This window comes from Methylophaga sp. UBA2689 (genome assembly GCA_002354555.1).
GTDB lineage: Bacteria > Pseudomonadota > Gammaproteobacteria > Nitrosococcales > Methylophagaceae > Methylophaga.
The window spans coordinates 22,733-48,192 of the sequence record DELT01000008.1 but is presented as its reverse complement, the minus strand read 5'-3'; the positions used below and the strand labels follow the sequence as shown (position 1 = coordinate 48,192).

At 45.7% G+C, this 25,460-nt stretch carries 25 protein-coding genes; 21 read left to right on the top strand and 4 right to left on the bottom strand.

Annotation, left to right across the window (positions count from 1 at the left end):
• The 14 genes from B3M51_RS00675 to B3M51_RS00610 form a co-directional block, all read left to right on the top strand.
• Positions 1-786, top strand: a 786-nt coding sequence (locus tag B3M51_RS00675) for a rod shape-determining protein (RefSeq protein WP_292756146.1), incomplete at its 5' end; no start/stop codon positions are given.
• A gap of 84 nt (positions 787-870) precedes the next feature.
• The gene (gene mreC, locus B3M51_RS00670; protein WP_292756202.1) at positions 871-1,803 is read left to right on the top strand and encodes a rod shape-determining protein MreC; all 933 of its coding nucleotides are present in this window, start codon (positions 871-873) and stop codon (positions 1,801-1,803) included.
• Positions 1,803-2,279, top strand: a complete 477-nt coding sequence (gene mreD / locus B3M51_RS00665) for a rod shape-determining protein MreD (protein WP_292479810.1) — start codon at positions 1,803-1,805, stop codon at positions 2,277-2,279. Before mreC ends, mreD begins: the two co-directional genes overlap by 1 nt.
• Positions 2,280-2,281: 2 nt before the next feature.
• Positions 2,282-4,150 carry a penicillin-binding protein 2 gene (gene mrdA / locus B3M51_RS00660; protein ID WP_292756145.1) on the top strand — a complete coding sequence of 623 codons (1,869 nt, stop codon included), beginning with the start codon at positions 2,282-2,284 and terminating at the stop codon, positions 4,148-4,150.
• Positions 4,151-4,172: 22 nt separating this feature from the next.
• Complete coding sequence (rodA, locus tag B3M51_RS00655; RefSeq protein ID WP_292756200.1) at positions 4,173-5,303, top strand: rod shape-determining protein RodA; 1,131 nt, start codon at positions 4,173-4,175, stop codon at positions 5,301-5,303.
• Positions 5,300-6,280 carry a lytic murein transglycosylase B gene (gene mltB, locus B3M51_RS00650; protein WP_292756143.1) on the top strand — a complete coding sequence of 327 codons (981 nt, stop codon included), beginning with the start codon at positions 5,300-5,302 and terminating at the stop codon, positions 6,278-6,280. Before rodA ends, mltB begins: the two co-directional genes overlap by 4 nt.
• Positions 6,281-6,652: 372 nt before the next feature.
• Positions 6,653-7,072: an SPOR domain-containing protein gene (locus B3M51_RS00645; protein WP_292756141.1), complete on the top strand. Its 420-nt coding sequence runs from the start codon at positions 6,653-6,655 to the stop codon at positions 7,070-7,072.
• Positions 7,073-7,096: 24 nt separating this feature from the next.
• Complete coding sequence (locus tag B3M51_RS00640; protein WP_292756139.1) at positions 7,097-8,245, top strand: D-alanyl-D-alanine carboxypeptidase family protein; 1,149 nt, start codon at positions 7,097-7,099, stop codon at positions 8,243-8,245.
• 6 nt (positions 8,246-8,251) lie between these two features.
• Positions 8,252-9,097: a D-amino-acid transaminase gene (gene dat, locus B3M51_RS00635; RefSeq protein ID WP_292479800.1), complete on the top strand. Its 846-nt coding sequence runs from the start codon at positions 8,252-8,254 to the stop codon at positions 9,095-9,097.
• Positions 9,097-9,372 carry an HP0495 family protein gene (locus B3M51_RS00630; RefSeq protein WP_292479798.1) on the top strand — a complete coding sequence of 92 codons (276 nt, stop codon included), beginning with the start codon at positions 9,097-9,099 and terminating at the stop codon, positions 9,370-9,372. The genes dat and B3M51_RS00630 overlap by 1 nt, the downstream gene beginning before the upstream one ends.
• Positions 9,372-9,986: a lipoyl(octanoyl) transferase LipB gene (gene lipB / locus B3M51_RS00625; RefSeq protein WP_292756136.1), complete on the top strand. Its 615-nt coding sequence runs from the start codon at positions 9,372-9,374 to the stop codon at positions 9,984-9,986. The genes B3M51_RS00630 and lipB overlap by 1 nt, the downstream gene beginning before the upstream one ends.
• Positions 9,983-10,942: a lipoyl synthase gene (gene lipA, locus B3M51_RS00620; protein ID WP_292479794.1), complete on the top strand. Its 960-nt coding sequence runs from the start codon at positions 9,983-9,985 to the stop codon at positions 10,940-10,942. The genes lipB and lipA overlap by 4 nt, the downstream gene beginning before the upstream one ends.
• 30 nt (positions 10,943-10,972) lie before the next feature.
• Positions 10,973-12,244 (top strand): NAD(P)/FAD-dependent oxidoreductase, encoded by a 1,272-nt coding sequence (locus B3M51_RS00615; protein ID WP_292479792.1) that lies wholly within the window; start codon positions 10,973-10,975, stop codon positions 12,242-12,244.
• 158 nt (positions 12,245-12,402) lie between these two features.
• On the top strand, positions 12,403-13,578 hold the full coding sequence (locus B3M51_RS00610) for a citrate synthase (protein ID WP_292353781.1): 1,176 nt from the start codon (positions 12,403-12,405) through the stop codon (positions 13,576-13,578).
• On the opposite strand, the gene epmB is transcribed toward B3M51_RS00610, so the two are convergent.
• Positions 13,568-14,575, bottom strand: coding sequence for an EF-P beta-lysylation protein EpmB (gene epmB / locus B3M51_RS00605; protein ID WP_292756133.1), 1,008 nt, complete (start codon positions 14,573-14,575; stop codon positions 13,568-13,570). The genes B3M51_RS00610 and epmB overlap by 11 nt on opposite strands.
• 53 nt (positions 14,576-14,628) lie before the next feature.
• Here epmB and efp point away from each other — a divergent pair, with 53 nt between their 5' ends.
• Together efp and epmA are read left to right on the top strand one after the other, a co-directional pair.
• Positions 14,629-15,201: an elongation factor P gene (gene efp / locus B3M51_RS00600; RefSeq protein ID WP_041354687.1), complete on the top strand. Its 573-nt coding sequence runs from the start codon at positions 14,629-14,631 to the stop codon at positions 15,199-15,201.
• 72 nt (positions 15,202-15,273) lie between these two features.
• Complete coding sequence (gene epmA / locus B3M51_RS00595) at positions 15,274-16,239, top strand: EF-P lysine aminoacylase EpmA (protein ID WP_292756131.1); 966 nt, start codon at positions 15,274-15,276, stop codon at positions 16,237-16,239.
• Positions 16,240-16,306: 67 nt separating this feature from the next.
• Here the strand turns inward: epmA and B3M51_RS00590 are convergent, their stop codons facing one another.
• From B3M51_RS00590 to B3M51_RS00580, 3 genes are all read right to left on the bottom strand, one after another.
• Positions 16,307-17,356, bottom strand: coding sequence for a choice-of-anchor A family protein (locus B3M51_RS00590; RefSeq protein WP_292756129.1), 1,050 nt, complete (start codon positions 17,354-17,356; stop codon positions 16,307-16,309).
• Between the two features lie 171 nt (positions 17,357-17,527).
• Positions 17,528-18,832 (bottom strand): TRAP transporter large permease, encoded by a 1,305-nt coding sequence (locus tag B3M51_RS00585; protein ID WP_292756127.1) that lies wholly within the window; start codon positions 18,830-18,832, stop codon positions 17,528-17,530.
• Entirely contained in the window at positions 18,832-19,359 is a 528-nt protein-coding gene (locus B3M51_RS00580) for a TRAP transporter small permease subunit (protein WP_292479782.1), read from the bottom strand. The genes B3M51_RS00585 and B3M51_RS00580 overlap by 1 nt, the downstream gene beginning before the upstream one ends.
• Before the next feature lie 155 nt (positions 19,360-19,514).
• Here B3M51_RS00580 and B3M51_RS00575 point away from each other — a divergent pair, with 155 nt between their 5' ends.
• From B3M51_RS00575 to B3M51_RS00555, 5 genes are all read left to right on the top strand, one after another.
• Positions 19,515-19,880: a DUF4389 domain-containing protein gene (locus B3M51_RS00575; RefSeq protein ID WP_292756125.1), complete on the top strand. Its 366-nt coding sequence runs from the start codon at positions 19,515-19,517 to the stop codon at positions 19,878-19,880.
• Positions 19,881-19,908: 28 nt separating this feature from the next.
• The gene (gene yaaA, locus B3M51_RS00570; protein ID WP_292756123.1) at positions 19,909-20,679 is read left to right on the top strand and encodes a peroxide stress protein YaaA; all 771 of its coding nucleotides are present in this window, start codon (positions 19,909-19,911) and stop codon (positions 20,677-20,679) included.
• 79 nt (positions 20,680-20,758) lie between these two features.
• Entirely contained in the window at positions 20,759-22,123 is a 1,365-nt protein-coding gene (locus B3M51_RS00565) for a diguanylate cyclase (protein WP_292756121.1), read from the top strand.
• Position 22,124: 1 nt separating this feature from the next.
• On the top strand, positions 22,125-22,673 hold the full coding sequence (gene thpR, locus B3M51_RS00560; protein WP_292479774.1) for an RNA 2',3'-cyclic phosphodiesterase: 549 nt from the start codon (positions 22,125-22,127) through the stop codon (positions 22,671-22,673).
• A 73-nt stretch (positions 22,674-22,746) separates the two neighbouring features.
• Entirely contained in the window at positions 22,747-25,383 is a 2,637-nt protein-coding gene (locus tag B3M51_RS00555; RefSeq protein ID WP_292756119.1) for an EAL domain-containing protein, read from the top strand.
• The last annotated feature ends 77 nt before the right edge of the window (positions 25,384-25,460 follow it).

Below are 25,460 nucleotides of genomic sequence, written 5' to 3'. Positions count from 1 at the left end.
ACTGAAAAAATGTTGCAGCATTTTATTCGCAAAGTGCATGAAGGTCGCTTTTTAAAACCAAGTCCGCGCGTTTTGGTCTGCGTACCCTGCGGCTCAACACAAGTTGAACGTCGGGCAATTCGTGAATCTGCTGCCGGCGCCGGTGCGCGTGATGTATTTTTGATTGAAGAACCGATGGCAGCGGCCATTGGTGCCGGTATGCCGGTGGAAGAAGCCAGTGGCTCGATGGTGCTGGACATCGGTGGTGGAACCACTGAAGTCGCGATTATTTCACTGAACGGTATTGTTTATTCAGCTTCTGTACGAATCGGTGGTGATTTGTTCGATGAGGCGATTGTCAATTATGTCCGTCGTAATTACGGAACCTTGATTGGCGAAGCCACTGCTGAAAAGATCAAAAAAGAAATTGGTTCTGCCTATCCTGGAAACGAAGTCAGAGAAATGGAAGTACGTGGCCGTAATCTGGCAGAGGGTATTCCGCGCAGTTTCACCCTGAACAGTAATGAAATACTGGAAGCGCTGCAGGATCCATTGGCCGGTATTGTAGCTGCAGTGAAAACTGCGCTGGAACAGACACCTCCGGAACTGGGCGCTGACGTTGCTGAACGAGGTATCGTGCTGACGGGTGGTGGTGCGTTACTAAGAGACCTGGATCGACTGTTAATGGAAGAAACCGGCTTGCCAGCCATCGTCGCAGAAGACCCGCTGACCTGTGTTGCCAGAGGTGGTGGTCGTGCATTAGAACTTATCGACGAACGCGGGAGCGACGTATTTACGTTTGAATAGTCTTCAGTCAGATTGAAGTAGGTATTTGACCTTTACAAATAGCAAGGTTATTTGTGAAGGTCTTTTCATTTTCGGAACTGAGCCATTAAACCGTTATTTGCCCAAACACCTTCGTTAAATACTCGGATGCTGCTTGCAGTAGTCGCATCGTTGTTATTGTATTTTCTGGATACACGACTGGATTATTTCAAACCCGTCAGGATGACCCTGTCTACGGTTGTTTATCCGGTGCAGAAACTCGCCTCAATGCCAGACGATTTCACCACGTGGTTTGCCGATTTTTTCCAGGGCCATCGGCAACTGCGTGAAAAAATCATGAAACTCGAAGCACAAAACCTCACTAACAGTGTGCGGATGCAGAAAATGCAGGCGCTGGAAAGTGAAAACATGCGTTTGCGAGAATTGCTCGGTTCATCATTTCGTCTCCAGGAACGAGTGCAAGTCGCCGAACTACTCAGTGTCGACTTAGATCCTTTTTATCAGCATGTCATCATCGATAAGGGTGAAACCTTTGGTGTCTATGAAGGGCAGCCAGTACTCGACTCTCTTGGTGTCATGGGCCAGGTAGCTGAAGTCAGCCAGTTTTCCAGCCGTGTCGTGTTGTTGACTGACCCCAGTCATAGTATTCCGGTACAGATTGTCAGAAATGGCTTACGCGCTGTGGTCACTGGACGTGGTCTGGGAGAAAATTTACAGATGGAGTTTTTACCGCACAATGCCGATGTGCGCGTAGGAGATTTATTGGTAACCTCTGGTTTGGGCGGACGTTTCCCTGTTGGTTACCCCGTTGGAAAGGTGATCTCAGTAAATTTCCCGCAGGGAAAATCTTTTGCGGAAATTACCGTTACCCCAGCCGCTCGATTGGCAACCAGTCGAGAAGTCATGTTGGTGTTGCCGGGTGAGAAAATTGATTTCGGTATAACATTCCCTTTGCAAATTGAAGAAAGTGATTTACCTGCATTGGAAGAACAGCCTGCAGCTGATGCGCCAATAACTTCATCGGAGGAAAATAACTGATGGTTCTGGTGAAGCCACAGCACAGCAGTGTCATCTATATTACCTTGTTATTCGCCATTTTATTAATGCTGGTGCCACTGCCGGATACGCTTCGATATGCACGCCCGGAATGGGTCGCTATCACGCTGATTTACTGGGCCATGGCTTTACCACAACGGGTCAGCATTGGTGTCGCCTGGTTTACCGGTTTGGTGATGGATGTGGTCACCGGAGGTATTCTGGGCATTCATGCATTTGCCTATGCATTGGTGATTTATCTGGTGGGGCGTTTACATTTACAAATACGTCAATATCCTCTTTGGCAACAGGCTTTTACAATATTGTCCCTGGTATCTCTGGTGCATTTTATTGTGATGCTGAGTGCGCCGATCAGCTTCAGTTGGAACCACTGGTTGACCGTACTGACCAGTACACTGGTCTGGCCCCTTGTGTATGCCGTATTAAGGAAAATACGTCGTAGTTTTCAGGTGAGTTGATTGTGATCGATCCTCGGCACAGGCTCAAAGACCATTTTCGTGAAAGTCGACTGGTCAGTAACCGACTGATATTCGCCGGGCTGTTATCGCTAGTTTTGTTTGGCATCATTATTTTTCGCCTGGTGATGCTGCAGATTGTCGAATTTGAACACTTTGATTCACTTTCCAATCGTAATCGTGTAGATATTGAGCCGTTACCACCCCAACGCGGGTTGATTTACGATCGTAATGGCGTGTTACTGGCCGAAAATATTCCGACGTTCAGTCTGGAGTTGATCCCTGAGAAAGTACAAAACCTGGATGAAACTATTGCTGAATTGGCTGAGCTGCTATCACTGACCGCTGAAGATATTGATGCGTTCAATGAGCGCCGTATACGTCATCGAGCTTTCGAAGAAATAGTCGTTCGTAACCAGCTGACTCAGAGAGAAGTCGCATTATTTTCAGTTAATCGCCATCGTTTCCCTGGGGTTGATGTGGTTGGTCGCTTGATTCGGCATTATCCGCAGGGACCGCTTTTTGCCCATGCGGTGGGTTATGTTGGTCGTATTAATCAGCAGGAAACGCAGGTTATTGATCGGCAAAATTACAAAGGCACACTGCAAATAGGTAAAACCGGCGTTGAGAAACAATACGAAGATTTGCTGCATGGCACAGTAGGCTATCGTCAGGTTGAAACCAATGTGCAGGGTCGTACCGTTAGAGAACTGTTCAGTGAACCGGCCACTGCAGGACAGGATCTGTATTTGCATCTTGATATCAATCTGCAGCAGGCGGCCGCAGAAGCATTGGGTGATTATAATGGCTCCGTCGTCGTACTCGATACAAAAAACGGTGGTGTGTTAGCCTTGGTCAGCAAACCGGATTACAACCCAAACTCTTTTGTGAACGGGATTAGCGTCAAAGAATATGCAGAATTGCGTGACTCCATCGATCAACCCCTGTTTAATCGTGCATTACGCGGTCATTATCCACCCGGATCAACATTCAAACCCTTTGTTGCTCTGGCGGGGTTGGAGTTAAATGTCGTAACCCAGCAAAGCCGCACATATTGTCCTGGCTTTTATTCATTACCTGGTAATACCCATCGGTATCGCTGCTGGAAACGCGTAGGGCATGGTCACGTTGATCTGAAAAGTGCCATGGCCGAATCCTGTGACGTTTATTTTTATGATTTGGCACATGCGATAGGGATTGATCGGTTACATGGCTTTCTGGATTTGTTTGGCTTTGGTCATCAGACAGGTGTCGATATTCCTGGCGAGAGTAAGGGCCTGTCACCTTCCAGAGAATGGAAGCGTAATCAGCGCAATCAGGCCTGGTATCCCGGTGAAACGCTGATTTCGGGGATAGGTCAGGGATTTAATCAGATGACGCCGATTCAACTGGCGCATGCCACAGCAACGCTTGGAATGATGGGAACGGTTTATACCCCACAACTGGTACGTGCTACTAAAACGGATAATGACGAGGGTATGCAGTTATTGGGTGTTCAACAAGCTGACAGTTTACCGATACAAAAATCCAGTCACTGGCAGTCGGTAATTGAATCGATGGTTGAGGTCGTCCATGGTAAGCGTGGCACGGCAAGGCATATCGGAACAGATTTACCATTCCAGTTTGCAGGGAAAACAGGCACAGCACAAGTATTCGGAATAGCTCAGGATGCAAAATATGATGCGGAGTTACTGGCCAAAAAACTACATGATCACGCACTTTTTGTTGCCTTTGCCCCAGCGGTCGATCCTGAAATAGCGATTGCGGTAGTAGTTGAAAACGGGGGAAGTGGCAGTGCCACAGCCGCTCCAATCGCACGTAAGCTTATCGATGTATATTTTGGAATAGAGACTGATGAGCCAGTTACGCAATGAAGTAAGACAATCGCCAAGAGCGATGAGCGGCTTGCTGCAGGATAGACGTCGGGTGCCCGGATTTCAGTGGCGATCGGGATTGCAACGTGCGCACATGGATGGCTTCTTGATACTGGGTATCCTGACGCTGCTGTTGTTCAGTTCCGTAGTGCTATACAGCAGTGGTGGTGAAGACGTTGGTTTATTGCTTCGTCAGGGAGTCAGAATGGCAATCGCTATAACGGTGATGATTATTCTGGCACAGATACATCCCGATCGATTCAAAGATGTTGCCTTTTGGATCTATGCTGTCGGACTGTTAATGCTGATTGCTGTTTTATTGTTTGGCACAATAGGAAAAGGAGCTCAGCGCTGGCTTGATTTGGGTTTTTTCCGCTTTCAACCATCTGAAATTATGAAATTGGCGGTACCTTTGGTGGTAGCCGTTTATCTGGCAGATAGACCATTACCACCCAGTTTTGTCAGAATGTTTTTTGCACTGGTGATGATTGCTGTTCCAGCCTTGTTAATTGCCAAACAGCCAGATCTGGGAACGGCATTATTAATTGCCAGTTCGGGGTTGATAGTGGTTTTTCTGTCGGGTGTTTCCTGGCGGCTGATCATGAGTTTTCTGGCACTGGCCGCTGCCGCTGCGCCGGTATTATGGTATTTAATGCATGACTATCAGCGTCGCCGGGTGATGACCTTATTTAACCCTGAGTCGGATCCACTAGGTGCCGGTTATCATATTATCCAATCGAAGATTGCGATTGGGTCGGGTGGGTTACAAGGCCGTGGCTGGTTACAGGGGACGCAGTCGCATCTGGAGTTCTTACCGGAACGCTCCACCGATTTTATTTTTGCTGTGATTGCAGAAGAATTTGGTCTGATTGGCTTGACACTGCTGATTACAGTTTATCTTTTAATTACTGCGAGAGGCCTGTATATAGCTGCTCAAGCGCAGTTGAGTTACATGAAATTATTGGCGGGCAGTATTGCCATTACATTTCTGGTCTATGTATTCGTAAATGTAGGAATGGTTACTGGTCTTTTACCTGTTGTCGGGGTGCCGCTGCCACTGATCAGCTATGGAGGTACATCCATGGTGACCTTGCTGGCAGGCTTCGGTATCCTGATGTCCATACACACTCATCGGAGGATGATGTCACCGTGAAGAAATACATTACCGCTACGCTGTTAAGCCTGATAATGACGCCAGCCTTTGCCAACTCTGAACTACCGGAATTGGATAAATTTATTGACGAAATGGTTGAAGAACATGCGTTTGACAGAGCAGAACTGGAAACCCTGTTTGCTCAGGTTGAAGTCAAAGACAGTATTCTTAAAGCGATTTCCAGACCTGCTGAGAAAAGTAAGCCATGGTATGAATATCGTGAGATATTCCTTGATCAGGCGCGCATTAATGCGGGGGTGGCTTATTGGAAAAAACATGCCGATACTCTAAAAAGAGCAGAAAAAGAATTGGGTGTACCTGCTGAAATAATCCTGGCTATTTTAGGTGTGGAAACCCGTTTCGGCGGTAACATGGGGAGTTTCCGGGTTGTGGATGCCTTATCGACTCTGGCCTTTCGTTACCCTCCGCGTAGCCCTTTTTTCCGCTCGGAATTGAAAAACTTTTTAATTTTGACTCGCGAAGAAGAGATGTCTCAACTGGAACCGGTTGGCTCCTATGCCGGGGCTATGGGGTTGGGACAGTTTATGCCAAGCAGTTTTCGTGAATATGCTGTCGATTTTGATAATGATGGTCACCGTGATATCTGGAATAATCCAACGGATGCTATCGGCAGTATTGCTAATTATCTGCGTCGTCACGGCTGGCAGCCAGGCGAAAGCATTGTGCATGCAACAGAATACGAAGGTAATGATCTGCCACAGGATTTGATTGATCGCGGATTGAAGCCTACCGTAACGCGTGAAGAGTTAAGGAAATCCGGTTTGAGCACCGATAAATTACCGGAGGGTGAAGATGCGATTACCGTTTTCAGCCTGACCCAGCCCGATGGTGAAGAGCTATGGTTAGGCCGACAGAATTTTTATGCGATAACCCGTTACAATCACAGCCGTATGTATGCCATGGCTGTTATTCAACTGTCAGAAGCGATTCGTGATGGTTATGAGTCTGCAAAATGAAACGGCGTGTAGTTAAGTATTTGACCTTATCGGTAATGTTGACGGGGCTTTGGTCGTGCGGAACAGTAACTGAACAACAGGATTCTGCACCAAAAGTAAAGCCGGATGTTTCGAAAATCCCGGATGCAGTCCCACGTGATGAACCAAGAAGTAAATATGGTAATCCAGCTTCATATGAAGTGTTCGGCAGAAGATATTACACGCTTGCCAGTAGTGAAAATTATGTAGAGCGTGGCAAGGCATCCTGGTACGGTACAAAGTTTCATGGCAGACGCACCTCCAGTGGTGAGCCTTACGATATGTATGCGATGACGGCTGCTCATAAAACNNGTGGTAAAAATTAATGATCGTGGGCCGTTTCATGATGATCGATTGATAGATTTATCCTATAGCGCAGCAACCAAGCTGGGTATTATTGATAAAGGTACTGGTCATGTAGAGGTACGAGCGATAAACAGTAAGAATGTCGTTGCCTCTACTGCCGCTAAAAAAGATGTAGTTGCCAATGTAACACCCACAGCAAATGCTGTTTCAACCCCAACCACTACAATGGGAAAAGTCGCACTGTTTCTGCAGATAGGAGCATTCAGCACATTAAGCAGGGCAGAACAGATAAAGCAACAAGTTCAGCAACAGATTCAAGAGCGAGTTCATATTTCATCTGTTGAACGTGCTCAAACTCCCTTATACCGGGTTCGGATTGGCCCACTTGAAAGTGTTGAATATAGCGATAGGATCGCTAATCAACTAATGGGATTAGGTTTTTCTGATACCCGGCTTATCAAGGAATAACTGTTTTTTATTGAGAGTAACTAAATGATTAAAATTTTCAAAATGAGCCTGGCAGGGCTATTGTTCAGTGTCGCCACTATCAGTTCGGCGGGAATGATCACGCCGAATCCTACAGCACCCTCAATTGCGGGTACTGCACATATTTTGCAGGATTACGATAGCGGACATATTTTAATGTCCGAAAATGCAGATGAGCGGCTGCCACCGGCCAGCATTACCAAATTAATGACCTCTTATGTGGTTTCCCAGGAAATCCACGATGGCAATATTAAACTTGATGATGAAGTATTAATCAGTGAAAAAGCCTGGCGTATGATTGGCTCACGCAGTTTTATCGAGGTGAACACCAAGGTAACGGTGGAAGCCCTGTTGCGTGGCATGATTGTGCAATCAGGTAATGATGCTGCTGTAGCGTTGGCTGAGCATGTGGCTGGTAGTGAAGAAGTGTTTGCCCAGATGATGAATCAATATGCTCAGAAACTGGGTATGGTCAACACTAATTATCAGAATGCTACTGGTTTGCCTGGAGCAGAGCATTACACCACGGCACATGATATTGCGATCCTTTCTGCAGCCTTAATCCGAGATTTTCCGGAACATTACCAATGGTATGCAGAAAAGGAATATACCTACAACGGTATCACTCAGCACAATCGTAATAAATTGCTATGGCGTGATAATACGGTAGATGGCCTGAAAACAGGTCACACCGAAGAGGCTGGCTACTGCTTATCTGCTTCAGCAAAGCGTGATGGTATGCGCCTGATTGCTGTGGTTCTTGGCACGGCAAGTGAAAATGCCCGTGCCCAGGAAATCCAGAAGATGTTTAACTTTGGATTCCGTTTCTTTGAAACGCATCAGCTTTACGCTGCTGATGAGGCGATTACTCAAACCAAGGTATGGAAAGGGCAAACTGATCAGTTGAACCTGGGCCTGGCACAGCCATTGTCTATTACGGTTCCTCGCGGGCGTTATAAAGACTTGCAGGCATCAACCAATATCCAACAGCCTGTTGTCGCTCCCGTTGCCAAAGGCTCTGAGCTGGGAGAGGTGGAAATTCGTTTGGGCGATGAGGTGGTTGCCACTCGTATGCTGGTTGCTGTGGATGAGGTTGAAAAAGGCAGCTGGTGGAGACGAATCCTCGACAGTTTGTTGATGCTTATCTGGGGTTAATGTTTCGTGGCAATAGTTTATCTTAACGGCGAATTTATCCCAGCTGACAAAGCTCAGGTCTCTGTGTATGACCGCGGATATTTATTAGGTGATGGCATTTATGAAGTGATTCCGGTCTATGCCGGAAGCGCTTTTTTACTCGATAGGCACCTGCAGCGCTTGCAAAATAGTCTGGACGGCGTACGGATCGAAAACCCGTTTTCAGATGCGCAATGGACCGAGATTATTAATGATTTGATTGCCCGAAATAATGCGGGCGATCAGTCATTGTATTTGCAGGTCACCCGGGGCGTTGCACCAAGAGATCATATCTTTCCAATTGGTGTGGCACCCAGTGTGTTTATGATGAGTAATCCGCTGCATCCGGTTGCCGATAGCTGGAAAACGGATGGTATCAAGGCCATTACTACAGCCGATATTCGCTGGATGCGTTGCGATATTAAAGCTATTACCTTGCTGGCAAACAGTCTGATGAAACAGCTGGCGCAGGATGCTGGTGCACAGGAAGCATTATTGCTCCGCGATAATTATCTGACCGAAGGTTCAGCCAGCAATGCATATGTAGTTATCGATGGTGTCATTTTTACTGCGCCAAAAGATGAAAAAGTATTGCCTGGCATTACCCGTGATCTGATTATCGAACTGGCGGCGCAAAATGATATGCCGTTACATGAGAGAGCCGTCAGCGAATCAACTCTGCGAAATGCGGATGAAATCTGGATCAGCAGTTCAACAAAAGAAGTGGTGCCGGTTACCTTATTGGATGGTGAAATCGTTGGTAACGGTAAACCCGGCCCCGTTTGGCAACAAATGGACATCTTGTTTCAGCGCTTTAAACAAGAGGTAATCTGATGAGTGAATCAAACGGCGAAGAGACTTTACTGGAATTTCCCTGCGACTATCCGGTGAAGGCAATGGGAGAAACCCACCCACAGTTGGATAATATTGTGGTGGAAATCATCCGAAAGCATGCTGGTGATATTACTGAAGGGGCAGTCACCAGCAAACAGAGCTCGGGAGGCAAATATACTTCCATTACCGTGGTTATTGAGGCGACCAGTAAAAAACAACTGGACGCTATCTATCAGGAACTCAGTAGTCACGAAGCCGTTAAATACGTGCTCTGATGAAGATACAGGATCTCGGCCTACGGGATTATCAACCTACTTTAGTTGCCATGCAGCAGTTCACGCTGCAACGTGATAATCACACCGAAGATGAACTTTGGCTATTAGAACATTATCCTGTCTACACTCAGGGGTTTAATGGCCAGCAAAATCATCTGCTAAGACAAAATACAATTCCGCTGGTACAAACTGATCGTGGGGGGCAAATAACCTACCATGGGCCGGGACAATTAATCGTTTATCCATTGATTGATTTACGTCGGCACGGCATGGGCGTTCGCAATATGATCAGTTGTCTGGAAAACACAGTTATTGCCATGCTGGCTGAGCATAAGATTGACGCATATGCCCGTAAAGATGCCCCCGGTGTTTACTGTGGTGAAGCGAAAATTGCTTCATTGGGATTACGGGTCAAACGTGGCGCCTGTTATCATGGTCTGAGTTTGAACATCGATATGGACATGCAGCCTTTTGCCGATATCAATCCCTGCGGTTATGCAGGAATGCAAATGACGGATATGAAAGCCCTGGGTGTAAACACAGATATGGCCTCAGTAAAAAAACAATTTGTGTCTGTTTTTACCTCACAGATGCAACAAGGTAACAAAACATGAGTGATATGGTTGAACCGGTAAAACGTGATGTAAAAGCGCTGAAAGGTGCCTCAAAGGTCGCGCGTATTCCCATAAAAATCGTTCCTAGTGATCCGAAACGCAAACCGGAATGGATTCGTGCCAAATCACAAGGTGCACCTGAAGTACAACGTATCAAAAAAATGTTGCGTGATCATGATTTGCACACCGTGTGTGAAGAAGCTTCCTGCCCTAATCTGGGGGAATGTTTTGCCCATGGTACGGCGACATTTCTGATCATGGGCAATATCTGTACAAGACGTTGCCCTTTCTGTGATGTGGCCCATGGTCGGCCTGATGCACTGGATGAAAATGAACCGAATCATCTGGCAAAAACCATTGCCGCCATGCAGCTCAAACATGTGGTAGTGACTTCGGTAGATCGTGATGATTTACGTGATGGTGGCGCAGCGCATTTCAGTCGCTGCATCAGTGAAATCCGTCAGCAATCTCCGCAAACCCGTATTGAAGTGCTGGTGCCTGATTTTCGCGGCCGTATGGATGTGGCATTAGAAATACTGGCGGATAATCCACCGGATATTTTTAATCACAATCTGGAGAGTATCCCTAGACTTTATAAAGCCGTTCGACCTGGCTCGGATTATCAATGGTCATTGGATCTGATTCAGCGCTTTCAGCAAATGCATCCTGAAGTACCCACTAAATCAGGCCTGATGTTGGGACTCGGGGAAACGATTGATGAGGTTAAACAAGTGATGCAGGATTTACGCGATCATGGTTGTCGTATGCTGACGCTGGGCCAGTATCTGCAACCTAGCAGGCATCATCTGGCTGTTGAGCGTTTTGTCACTCCTGCCGAATTCGACGAACTGGCAGTAGCAGGTAAGGAAATGGGCTTTGAACACGTTGCCAGCGGACCAATGGTGCGATCCTCTTATCATGCGGATCTGCAGGCTGAGGGTGAAAAAGTCTCCTGAGTCAGTAAATTAACAGCTGAGAGCTCTGATATGACTATCAAGCGTCGACAAGTGTTAAAAAATGCAGCCTATCTATCAGCTATGGCAGCTATACCATTGGGGTTGTCTACGGCGTGTTATCGGAATCAAAAACAGAAAGTCGTGGTTGTTGGCGGCGGATTTGCTGGTGCTACCGCAGCACGTTATCTGGGCATGTGGGCGCCGGAACTTGATATCACGTTGATAGAAAAAAACCGTCAGTTTATCTCCTGTCCACAGAGTAATCTGGTGCTCAGCGGCAATCGCAACCTGTCACAGCTTACTCATGACTACAGTGCGTTACAGACAGAGAAGGCTATTCGTTTTGTACAATCCGAAGTTATCGCAGTTGATACCGAAAACCGCCAACTCTGGCTGGCAGATGAAAGCAGAGTGGACTATGACCGGTTGATTATTGCCCCCGGCGTCAGTTTTATTTATGACCAGCTGCCTATCCTTGCTACGGCTGAAGCTCAGGAACATGTCCCCCATGCATGGAAAGCGGGTGAGCAGACTTTGTTATTAGCCAATCAGCTTAAGTCGATGCGGCAGGGCGGAGTGGTGATAATGACGGTTCCGTCAGCACCTTTTCGCTGTCCTCCCGGCCCATATGAGCGTGCATGTCAGATCGCTTTATATCTTAAACAGCATAATCCTACCGGCAAACTACTGATACTGGATGCCAACCCGGATATTGTCTCTAAAAAAGCCTTATTTACCGAAGCGTGGCAACAGCAATATGATGGTTTGATTGAGTATCAGCCAATGAATCCGATCGAGTCGGTCAATGTGGCCAATCTGGAGGTTGAGAGCTTTTTTGACCGTTATCAGGCAGATGTATTAAACGTCATCCCACCACAGAAAGCTGGCGCGGTGGCTGCAATGGCTGGGGTGATTAATGTTGATAATCGCTGGTGTGCTGTAGACTTTCTGACTTATGAGTCCACAGCGGTTGAACGAGTGCATGTGATAGGTGATGCGGTGGCCGCCAAACTACCAAAATCTGCACATATTGCTAACCAGCAGGCTAAAGTGTGTGCCGCTGCAGTTATAGCTTTGTTGCGTGATGAATTACCAGAGCAACAACCTATCTTCAGCAATACCTGCTACAGTTTTGTCGATGGGCAGCAAGCAGGGCATGTTGCCGCGGTTTATCGTTATGATAAAAACAGTCAGGATATGGTCCCTCACCCCAGCGGCGGAGTTTCCGAGACGGCCAGTGAACAGGAAGGTCGTTATGCTCAAGGTTGGGCTGAAAACATCTGGGCGGATACGTTAGGCTAGATTTTCCAAAGCAACGATATATTAGTCGTAATGGATAAACATATTTGAGAAGGCGAAATCTGCTACCAATGGCGCGGGGTTTCGGTCTTGTCCCATTGCAGTATAATGACCCCCAATTTCAATAACTCCACCAGCTGGATTTAAACACGAGGTAGTAGATGAGCGATTTTTTACCCGGCCTGGAAGGTGTGCCTGCCACGAAGTCAGCCATTTCATTCATTGATGGCGAAAAAGGCATCCTTAGTTACCGTGGTTATCCACTGGAAACACTGGCAACCAACAGTACTTTTGAAGAAACCACGTTATTGCTACTGGATGGCGAACTACCCACTAAAGCAGCTTTAAATCGCTTTTCCAAACAGCTGCGCAGCAGCTATCGCATCAAATATCATATTCGTGAAATGATGCGTCATTTCCCGCATACCGGTCATCCGATGGATATGTTGCAAACAGCGGTTTGCAGTTTGGGCATGTTCTATCCGGGCACCGAATGTCTGACCGATGCAGAAAGTTGTAAAGATATTGACTATGTCCGCAATATGACGGTGAACATTATTGCGCAGATGGCACCTTTGGTCGCGATGTGGGAACACATGCGCCAGGGCTATGATCCCATTAATCCGCGAGATGATTTATCCGTGGCGGAAAACCTGCTGTATATGTTTACCGGTAAAGAACCGGACAGCCTGATGGCGCGCATTATGGACGTTTGTCTGATTCTGCATGCTGAACATACGTTGAATGCGTCAACCTTTGCAGCCTTGGTTGCCGGTTCAACATTAGCATCTCCTTACAGCGTTATTTCAGCCGCGATTGGTACGCTTTCCGGTCCATTACATGGTGGTGCCAATCAGCGTGTAGTTGGCATGTTGCAGGAAATTGGTTCACCAGAAAATGTTGAAGCCTGGGTCGATAAAAAACTCGCCAACAAAGAAGTTATCTGGGGCATGGGGCATCGTGAATATAAGGTCAAAGATCCACGTGCCACCATCCTGCACAAGCTGGTGACCAAGCTGGTGGAAGAACGTGGTGGTTCACTTGATAAGATGTTTGCTACGGCGATGAAACTGGAAGAAGTCTGTGTGGATCGTCTGGGGCATAAAGGCGTGTATCCGAATGTGGATTTCTACTCCGGTATTCTTTACTCAGAAATGGGCATTCCAGAAGATCAATTCACCGCATTGTTTGCAGTCGCTCGCTCAGCCGGTTGGCTGGCTCATTGGCGTGAGCAGATTTCCAATAACCGTATTTATCGTCCAACACAAATTTATGTTGGTCATGAACAGCGTGAATATATCCCGATGTCTGAACGGAAAAAAGCGTCTAAGCAATAATGGTTTTACTGGTTTCACCTTGTTGCTCGCGCACCAGCCGCGGCACAAGGTAGCCAGGTAATTCGCGACGCATGGCAGCAATGAGCTCTATTCCTTGCTGTTCAGCTACATCAAAATGACTGGCCCCTTTTACTTTATCGAGTAAGTGCAAATAGTAGGGTAAAACCTGAACTTCGCTTAATCTCTCGCTTAGCGCGATTAAACTTTCGGCATCATCATTAACACTACGTAATAAAACGGCTTGATTGAGTAGTTCACAACCGGCATTGCGTAACTGCAATAGCGCTTCAGCTGTTTCAGCATCAATTTCATTTGCATGATTGGCATGGATGACCATCACTACCCGTAGGGAAGAGCCGCTGATCCAACTCAATAAGCTTTTGCTAACCCGTTTTGGCAGCACTAATGGCAGCCGTGTATGAATTCGCAGCCGTTTGATATGTGGGATTTTCTGCAGGTCTTCTACCATGGCCGCTAATTTAGTGTCGTTTAATGCCAATGGATCGCCGCCACTGAAAATCACTTCCCGAATACTGTTATCACTTTGCAATGCAGCAATCGATTGTTGCCACTGACTGGCTAATGGGTTGCTCTCGCTATAAGGAAAATGCCGGCGAAAACAGTAACGGCAATGAATGGCACAGGCACCGGTTGTCAATAGTAATGCCCGGCCCTGATATTTATGCAAAATGCCAGGTGAGCTGATCGCCAGATGATCTCCGACCGGATCCGCTGAAAAACCTTCGACCTCAATATTTTCATCAATCAGCGGGAAAACCTGACGTAACAGTGGATCGCTGGCATCACCATAATGCATTTTATTGATATAACTTTGCGTCACCCGCAGCGGAAAGTTTTTTAAGCTCTCGGCATTAATTGCCTGCAATCGATCCTCCAGCCCAAGCATTTGCAGTAATAGGGCAGGGTTTTTAACGGCATGACTTAATTCATCCTGCCAATCAGCAAAGATTACGTCAGCTTGCGATTGCGGTATCATAGTGGGCTTTGATTTTGTGAACAGGCGACGATCGTCCCCCAAAAGAGGTAAGCATGGCAAGTTATAGTACAAATGAGTTTAAAGCCGGACTGAAATTCATGATGGATGGCGATCCTTGCAGCATCATCGAAAATGAATTTGTGAAACCAGGTAAAGGTCAGGCATTTAACCGCGTTAAATTCCGTAACCTGAAAACCGGGCGCGTTAACGAACGTACTTTCAAAACGAACGAATCTGTTGAAAGTGCTGACGTTGTCGAAATCGATCTGGAATTTTCCTACAGCGACGGTGAATTCTGGCACTTTATGGATCCCAGTAGTTTCGAACAATATGCTGCCGATGCCAATGCGATTGCTGACAGTAAAGACTGGCTGAAAGAACAATATGTATACACGGTCACTCTATGGAATGGCACACCACTGCTGGTGACGCCGCCTAATTTCGTTAATCTGGCAGTGGTTGAGACTGATCCGGGTGTGCGTGGTGATACTTCAGGTGGCGGTGGTAAACCGGCAACGCTGGAAACGGGCGCAGTAGTGCGAGTCCCGTTATTTATCGAAATCGGTGAAGTGTTGCGGGTTGATACTCGTTCAGCTTCTTACGTCGAACGTGCTAAAAAAGATTAAAATCATTATCAGTTTTTGTATTTTTAGTGGTGTATGTAGCAAGCTTACATGCCTTACCCCTAAGTCTGAATAATGCTTCAAAATGAGCAATTACAAATCACATTAAAACGGCGGGCAAAGCTACTGGCAAATGTCCGCCGTTTTTTTTCAGTTCGCAATGTACTGGAAGTGAATACTCCCATTTTGTCTTCGGCAGCACCTACTGCGCTTTATCTTGACAGTTTTTCCACACGGTTTGAGGCGGGCAGCGATTCCAAAGTCCTGTATTTGCATACTTCACCTGAGTTTGCGATGAAACGCTTGCTGGCGGCCGGCAGCGGCGCGATCTATCAGATTGCCACGGTATTTCGAAATGGTGAGTTGGGTCACCAGCATGCGCCCGAGTTTTCCATGCTGGAGTGGTATCGACCGGGGTTTTCGCTGACTGAGCTAATGGCGGAAGTCGATGCTTTTATGCAACAGGTGATCGGCTTACCTGCAGCAGTCATATTTACTTATCGTGATTTATTCGCTAAATATCTGCAGCTGGATATTTATCAGGCGGATGACAATTTACTGAAACAGATTGCATTGGATAGTATAGCCGGGCTTACCGCTGATTGGCAAACTGATCGGGATGGCTGGCTGGAAATGTTGATGAGCGAAGTAATTGAACCACAGCTTAAAGCGCTGGAAATGCCGGTGATGGTTACGGAGTTTCCTGCATCTCAGGCGCAGTTGGCGAAAATCGAAATGAATGCTGAAGGACATCAGGTCGCCAGTCGGTTTGAGCTATACGCTGGTGGAATGGAGCTGGCTAATGGCTATGACGAATTATGTGATGCCACCGAATTACGTCAGCGTTTTGAGCAGGATAATCAATTGCGTCTGCAACAAGGCAAACCCCAAATGCCGATAGATGAAAATCTGCTGACAGCAATGCAGTGTGGTTTGCCGCAATGCAGTGGCGTGGCATTGGGACTGGACCGTTTAATGATGCTGCATTTTGCTGAAAACAATATCAGCCAGGTTCAAGGCATTGCTTTTATTGAGAACTAACAAGCCCTATGCAAATAAAAAAGCCACCAACGATGTCGTTGGTGGCTTTTTGGTTTTAAAACTTAAATTAAAGTGATTTTTTGCGATTACGACGAAGTGAGAAGAATCCAATCAAACCACTCAGAAACAAAGGCAATGCGGCTGGGATCGGAACAGCTGCCGGTGGGATGAAATCGGTAGGTTGAGAGTGAATCTCACCATATTGTCTCAGGCTTTTGGCTGCTAGTGTGCCCTCAATATTATTACTATTTGTGACATCTGCATTCAGTGCCAGAATAGTCCCACCAAACTGGCTGTTCAGATTGAGCTCAGTAGCATCGACAAAATTCCATAAAAACATTGATCCCGAGAGCGTCGCTGAACTGGCTAGAAAATTAGCCATGATATCCAATCCAGTATTGTCGCCACTGAACACATTAAACAGAATACTCTGCGTATTGGTCATGCTGAAATCAAACTCAAAGGCTTTGTCGAAAAAATTACTTGCATCAGTGATGCTGAAGATTGCCAGCCCACTATCATTACCGACGGCGTTAAAAGTAACTTTTCCCCCATTAATGCTATAACTACTGTTTGCATCAAGCCCGGATAATTGGTTAGAAAAATTGCTTAACACATTCATTGCATTTGAAGCTTGAGTAGCAGGATCGAAGGGAGCGGTAACCGGTTGGTTTGATACGCTTCCGCCGCCATTAGCATTTGCCGAACCCGTCAGATTTCCGCCATAAGTCGTATTACCACCATTGGTGTTTACGCTACCTGAGATATCACCAACAACTGAAGTGGAGCCGTTGCTGTTTGCATTATTTTGTAAGGATCCAGAGACCGAACCAACAAAGGCATCCCCACCATCATTCATTGTGACATTCCCGGCAACATTTCCACCTACATTCAGACCTTTGCCTTTGGTTTGAACGTTGCCACTAACGTCTCCACCCACCGTCAGTGCCGGCACAGCGGCATTCGATGTTTGATGCATGTTGTAAAGGCCGCCATTAACATTGCCCCCAATAAGTGCATTTCCTTCGACCTCTGAGGTACTTGTGACATCGCCAGAGGTGATGAGGTTATATTGGTTGAGTAATGAAGTGGCATCGACAGGGCTGGCATTTGCCATCTGACTGCAACTGATAAAAAAGAGGCTGGCAAGAGTTAATTTAGATACATGCACTTGGCTTAATCCTTTAATGGATACATGGAAGTTAGTTGTATGGTATTGATATACAAAAAATAAACAATTGGACTTTGGTACACCCTTAAAAAATAGCGTAATAGTTTAGGGGCTGTTTTACCCCATCAGGTTTGGCAACCATAGTGAGATGGCCGGAAAACTGATAAGCAGTGCAAGCACAATAATCTGAATACCTACAAACGGCATGATGCCTCTATAGATATCCATCAATTTTAAGTTTGCTGGGGCACTGGCTTTCAGATAAAACAATGAAAAACCAAATGGCGGTGTTAAAAATGACGTTTGCAGGTTAATCGCAATCAGCAGAGCAAACCACAATGGATCAATATTCAAATGGATGGCTACCGGTGCAATGATCGGCACCACAATAAAACAGATCTCAATAAAATCGAGAAAAAAGCCCAGTATGAATATCAGCAACATACTAAGGACTAAAAACGTCCATTTGCCTCCCGGCAGACCTGAAAAAATATCCAGAATCAGTCCATCACCACCCATGCCGACGAACACCAGTCCAAAGGCGGTGGCACCTATAAAAATTAAAAACACCATGCTGGTCAGACGAGCTGTTTTCTCCATAGCATCGCGTAGATTTGGCAGCGTCAAACGACGATGCAGAGCAGCCAGTATCAATGACCCCAGCGCACCAACCGCAGCGGATTCGGTAGGAGAGGCAATACCATAAAAAATGGAACCCAATACCGCGATTATGAGCAATAAGGGGGGAAGCAGACTCTTTAAAACACTGATCCAGAGCGCGGCCAGTTCCGGGTTATCATCCCGAACCGCTGGTGCCAGGTGTGGATGACGCCATGCGACATAGACTATATATAGAATGTAAGCCACAATCAGCATTATGCCCGGCACGACCGCACCGATAAATAATTCACCCACCGGCACGCCGATAACATCACCTAACAGGATCAATATGATACTTGGGGGAATGATTTGTCCTAACGTGCCAGAAGCAGCAATAGTGCCACTGGCTAAAGACGGGGCGTAACCTCGCTTCAGCATCGAAGGTAAAGCAATGACGGTCATGGTGACTACCGATGCGCCTACTACTCCGGTGGTGGCAGCTAACAAAGCACCCACCATGACAACTGATATTGCCAGCCCTCCGCGAATTCTCCCAAACACCCGTCCCATGGTATCGAGTAGTTCTTCTGCAACACCGGATTTTTCCAGAACCACACCCATAAATACAAACAATGGCACCGCCAACAAGGTGAAGTTGGTCATGATGCCCCAAATACGAAATGGCAACAGTTGGAAGAAGTCAAAGCCCAGATAGATACTACCGAATAATAGCGAAATGGCACCGAGCACAAAGGCGACCGGATAGCCGGTCAATAAGAGCAGGATCAACAAGGCAAACATCAGTAAAGCAATATATTCCATTACTTTTGCTCCTGATGATGTTGAATAATGCGGATATTACGAATTAACTCAGCCACAGCCTGAATCATTATCAGTAGAAACCCCAGCAACAAGGCTGCTTTGAGAATAAAGCGAAAGGGTAGACCGCCAGGGTCGGGTGAGCCCTCTTGATAAAGATAGGCATTGTAGGCAAATGGCCAGCTACTGATCAGAATCAGCAGGCAAAACGGCATCAGAAACAATATGATGCCAAGGACATCAATCCAGGCACGGTGTTTATCACTTAGCCGTTGACTGCGATAAAGTATATCTACCCGTACATGTGCATCGTGTTTTAGCGTATAGGCGCTGCCGAGCAGGAATATCAATGCAAACAGATGCCATTCCAATTCCTGTAAACCAACTGATCCTTGTTGAAACAGATAACGCATCATTACGTCGTAGCAGGTTAACAATACCAGTAGCAAAACCAACCAGCTGCAAAGTTTGCCAGTGTATTCAGTGAAATGGTTTATCGAAGTTTCCAACGAGGCAAAGAATCGGTCCATAGTCTGTCATCAACAAAATAAACGTTGAAGTTTCCCATAAAGCGGCCCATTGCTCCAGCAATTCACCATTTTAAGAAATTTATTGCTCGACTTTCCGCAACAAGTTATGGAAGTGTTAAAGTGATATTGACTTATTACCTACCAGGAGAAATGACATGGATAATACGGAATTTAAAGACAGTGATGAAAAAAACCAATTGATACGCCTTTTGTATATGTTGCTTTACGGGTTTGTGCTGTATCTAACGATGTCAGTGTTGGCGATTGTGGTCATTGTGCAGTTTATCTTTGCTTTATTTAGTGGCAGCGCCAATGATGCTATTCGAGGATTTTCAAAAGACTTGTCTCGTTTTATACAGCAAATTGTTTTATTTCTGACATACAATGATGATAAAAAACCGTTCCCATTCAACCCACTATATGATGAGGTGGAAGTTGAAGCGGTGTATGATAACGACGATTATATTGCTGACTATGAAGACATCACTGACCGTGATGATCCAGATGCCCCTAAAAAATAAAATTGACTGATGGAATACTGAATTTCTTATGCTCACTGTAATCTCTCCGGCCAAGACGCTTGATTTCGATACGCCTGTGTCTACCAATAAATACTCTGAACCTCGTTTTCTGGATCAATCACAACAATTGATTGAGCAACTGAAAAAGCTGTCTTCTCAGGAAATCGCCAATTTAATGAAGATCAGCGACAAACTTGCCGGTTTGAATATGGCGCGGTTTCAGCAATGGCAAACACCCTTTACCGAAGAAAATGCCAAACAGGCAATTCTGGCATTTAAAGGAGATGTGTATACCGGTCTTGCAGCTGAGACCCTGGATGATAAAGGGCTGGACTTTGCACAGCAGCATTTACGAATACTCTCCGGTTTATATGGTGTGTTAAGACCCCTGGATTTAATGCAACCCTATCGTCTGGAAATGGGCACCCCGTTTCAAAATGATGCCGGCAGAGATCTTTACAGTTTTTGGGGAGATAAAATACGGCAATCCCTGGAAGGGGAACCTGCATTGAAAGATGGCGTGTTGATCAATTTAGCATCAAATGAATACTTTAAAGCCGTTGATGCCAAAAAGCTCAAGGCGACTATTATTACGCCAGTTTTTAAAGACTGGAAAAACGGTCAGTACAAAATGATCAGTTTTTATGCCAAAAAAGCACGTGGTTTGATGAGTCGTTATATTATTGACCAGCAAATTAACACTCCGGAAAAACTCAAGCAATTTGACTCGGATGGCTATCGATACAGTGAAGAAATGAGTCAAAAAAATGATTGGGTATTTATCCGGGACAATAATTAATTAAAGTGAGCTAAGGTCGGCAATGAAGCCAGGGACGGTTACTAGAACCATAAACACAATATTGGTCTTGATTGGCTTTATGGCGGGACACATTTCAGCCAATGCAGAAGTTGTATTGACCAAAGAAGAACAGGCTTATCTCACCCAAAAACAAGTCATTGAGCTGTGTGTTGATCCTGACTGGCTGCCTTATGAAGGCATTGATGAGAAAGGTAAGTTCACCGGGATCATGTCAGATTTTTATGCTTTATGGTCTGACAAAATCAATAAGCCTATCCAGTTGGTCAACACGACTAACTGGGAACAATCGTTGCAATTTATACAGGATGGCAAGTGCGATATTCTTGCCAGCGCACAGGATGTGCCCAGTCGACGTGAATGGCTGAATGTCAGCAAGCCATTTATTTTTTATCCATTGGCTGTTGCCACTCAGCCTGATCGCCAGTTTGTGGTGAAGTTTGAACAAATTCAACATCGCGATTTTGTGATGGTGGAAGGCTATGCCGGGGTCGAATTGTTGCGTAATCGCTATCCGGATATCAATATCACCACTGTAAATACCTCACGAGAAGGCCTGAAAATGGTCGAAACCGGCACTGCCTATGGATTTATCGATACGGTACCGACCATTAATTACCAGATGCTTCGCTGGGGAATATCGCACCTGAAGATCAGTAATGTGCTGGAGCTGCAGTATGCAATGTCGGTGGGGGTGAGCACTCGCGAACCGCAATTGCTCGAAATTTTCAACAAGGCCATTGATGATACTTCAGAAGTAGAACGACAACGTGTATTGAACAATTGGTTATCAATAGACTTTCAACAACATAATACTGTTTTATTCTGGCAATTATTGGTGGGCGTGTCGTTAGTGTTGTTAGTATTGGTTTATCGTTATCGGCAGGTGCATCACCATAATCGAAACCTGCGTAATCTGAATAATCAGTTAGAACAAATCTCGCGCTACGATCATCTGACCGGATTAGCTAACCGGTATGCCTTACATGAACGGTTCAACGAGGAAATTGAAACTTCGAGTCAGACCAAGCAGATTTTTTCAATCATTCTGCTGGACGTTGATTTTTTTAAAACCATTAATGATGACTACGGTCATGATGTGGGCGATGAGGTTATCAAACAATTTGCTTCTCTGTTAATGTCCATGGTGCGTGAGAACGATATGGTAGGTCGTTGGGGTGGGGAGGAATTTCTGATTCTCTGCTCCCAAACTACCAAAAATGGAGCTTTTCAGTTGGCCGATCAGCTCCGTCGTCAGGTACAGAGTTATAATTTCCCGGTAAATCAGCAAATTACCGCCAGTTTTGGATTAAGCGAATATAGGCACGGGGAAACTATTGGTGATACGATTAAGCGAGCTGATGATGCGCTCTATAAAGCCAAGAGAAATGGTCGGAATCAGATTGTAATGGCGGACTCTGATTAATATGAATTCACAACAAAACTCCCCGTTAACACCAGGCAGATATTTTTTTGCCTTGTCTCCCGACACCAGTTCACGGATGCAGATTCAGCACATTATGAAACGTCTGCCGGATGACCCCTCGCTGAAATTGCAAACCACTGCCAATTTACATCAGACATTGTTATTTCTCGGCCAATTAGATCAACAACAATTAAATGCTCTGTTGAAACAGACTGACTCAATACGTTTCCCGGCAATAGATATGCAGTTTGATCATCTTTCTTACTGGGATGGACCAAAGATATTTTGCCTGACCAGCCGTGCTCCAAGCGCTGAGTTGTATAGTCTGGTGAACCAACTGGAACATATCGCCAGTCAGGCAGATATTAAAGTCGATGAAAAACCTTACCTTCCCCATATTACATTGGCGCGAAAAGCCAGTGAGTCTTTAGACGTGCCCATTGCTCCAGTTCATTTTAAAGTAGAACAGCTGGTATTAATGAAATCGGTTTCCACCGATCACGGGCCGCAATACCAACCTGTAATGCATTGGCCTGTCACTACAGATTGATTAATTATATTTGCTCAATGAGAGCACTATATTCTGGTATAAATAGTGTTCTGTCCCGGCGGTTATTCCCATAATGAGTTCAAACGCAAAATTAGCCAATTTATTAAGGTTTCTGGTGGTGTTATCAGCCATCCTTACCAGCGGCAAATTATGGGCTGAGCAAACTGTTTTACGCGTTGGTGTTTATGAAAACCCACCTAAATTGGTGATGGATCCAGCCGGTCAGGTGAGTGGCATTCTGGGGGATCTTTTACAAGTTATTGCGTTACAGGAAAACTGGAAGCTGGTTGCTGTACCCTGCTACTGGAATGATTGTCTGAAGCAACTTGCCAAGGGAGAAATTGATATATTGCCTGATGTGGCAGCCAGCTCAGAGCGAGCTGAGTTTTATGATTTTCATAGCACGGCTGCATTACTCAGCTGGTCGCAGATTTATGTAACCCGTGAACATAACCTCAGCAGTCTGTTGGAACTTGATGGTAAACGCCTGGCATTACTCAAGGGGTCCATTCAATATGACTACCTCAGACAGTTAACTGAAAATTTCAATATTGATGTCACCTTTGTTGTCGTTGACACCCAACAGGCAGCGTTCGCTGCTCTATCCGGGGGCATTGCCGATGCTGTTACCGCTAATAACTTTATCAGTGAGCTTAAAGCGGCTGAACTGAATTTAAGACCCACGCCAGTGGTATTTCAACCGAGTCGATTATTTTTTGCCGCTCCCAAAAATAAGCATGGTGAGGTGCTAAAAACAATAGATCGCTACTTACAAAAATGGCAGGCAGATGCCAATTCGCCATATTTTACGGTCTTAAAAAAATGGAACAGTTCAACAACCCGGATGACGATTCCAAAAGAAATCTGGTGGTTGCTTATTGCTTTGGTGGTCGGTTTTCTCAGTGCTTTATTGTTTTTGCTGATGATGCGTCGCAGTGTAAAGGAAAAAACTATTTCTCTGCGCCAGACCCAACAAAATCTCAACGTGATTCTTGATAGTGTGGATGCCCATATCTACATTAAAGATCTACAATTACGCTATCAATATGTAAATAAAAATGTTGTCAAATTGATAGGCCTGAATGAAAACGATATCATCGGTAAAACTGATGAAATACTGTTTGATCGCGATACCTGCAAAACTTTTCGGGAACATGATTTAAGAGTTATCGAAAAAGGCGAACGTATCGTTGAAGAAGAAATGAGTACCGTTCTTGGAACGGACAAAGCCCAAACATTTTTATCGGTCAAGCTACCATTACGGCAGGAAGATGGCACTATTTACGCGTTATGTGGCATTTCCACAGATATTACCGATTACCTGCTAATCCAGAAACAGCTCCGTAAACTGGCGCTATATGATTCTCTGACCGGTCTGGCCAACCGTAGATTGTTAATGGAGTTTCTGGAAGATTCGCTGGCAGAAGGTCGTCAATCCCAAATGGAAGGTGCATTACTGATTGTCGATCTGGACTCCTTTAAGACCTTGAATGATACGCTGGGGCATCACGCCGGAGATTTATTACTACAAGGCGTCTCAAAACGACTTCAGTCACGATTATTACCCCATGATCTGGCTGCCCGGTTGGGGTCTGATGAATTTGTAATCGTCAAACCTAAAATGGGTAAAGCTCGGGGAGAAGTAGAAGCCCTTGCACGACAATGCGCCGAGGAAATTCTGCAGGATTTTGTAATGCCATTCGCCCTTGAACAAACTCAGTACATTGCTTCTGCGAGTCTGGGAATAGCATTGTTTTCCGATGCCGAGGGGGATGTTGAACGTTTATTACAGGATGCTGATATGGCTTTGTACCGAGCCAAGGCCTCGGGACGAAACAGTCTGAGATTCTTTGATCCGGTTATGCAGCTGGAAGTTAATCGTCGCAGTCAATTGGAACGCAAATTAAGGGAAGCAATTGCCTCGCAGCAACTCGAATTGTATGTTCAGCCTCAAATCAGCAGTGACCAGCAATATGTTGGCATGGAGGCGCTACTTCGCTGGCATGATCCGGTTGAAGGATTTATTTCACCGGTAGACTTTATTCCGGTCGCCGAATCCAGCGGGCTGATCATTCCTCTGGGCGCCTGGGTGTTAAGGGAGGCGTGTCAGATTCTGGCAGACTGGGCAATGATCCCGGAAATGCAAAATCTTACCTTATCAGTCAATATCAGCCCACGGCAGTTCCGACATATACAGTTTATTGATTATATCGACAGCTGCCTGAAAGAGTTCGATGTCAATCCAAATCATTTGGAGCTTGAAATCACCGAAAGTCTGTTAATTGAAGACATTGACCAGACTATCGAACGGATGAACGCCTTGCGTCAACGTGGTTTGCGGTTTGCCCTTGATGATTTTGGCACCGGCTATGCGTCGTTAAGTTATCTAAAATTACTGCCGCTGAATAAACTGAAAATCGATCAGTCATTTGTCCGCGATGTGCTGACCGATCCGAACGATGAAGCAATTGTCAGCACCATCATTGCGTTGGGACAAAGCCTGGACTTGGCGGTGATTGCAGAAGGCGTGGAAACCGAAGAGCAAGCCGTGCTGCTGGAAAAATTTGGCTGCCATGTTTATCAGGGGTATCACTTTGGTAAGCCTGCGCCAGTGGCCGACTGGCAACAAACTATTTCCGAAATTCGTTTGGCACATAAAACACACAAGGGCTTGTTGAGTCCTTTGCGCAATGCAAACTTAAAAAATTAAAATCCGATAACGTTAGTTGTAAAAAATTGTATGGGTCTTTTCGACAATTTTGTCATTAATACGCCATTTTTCCATAC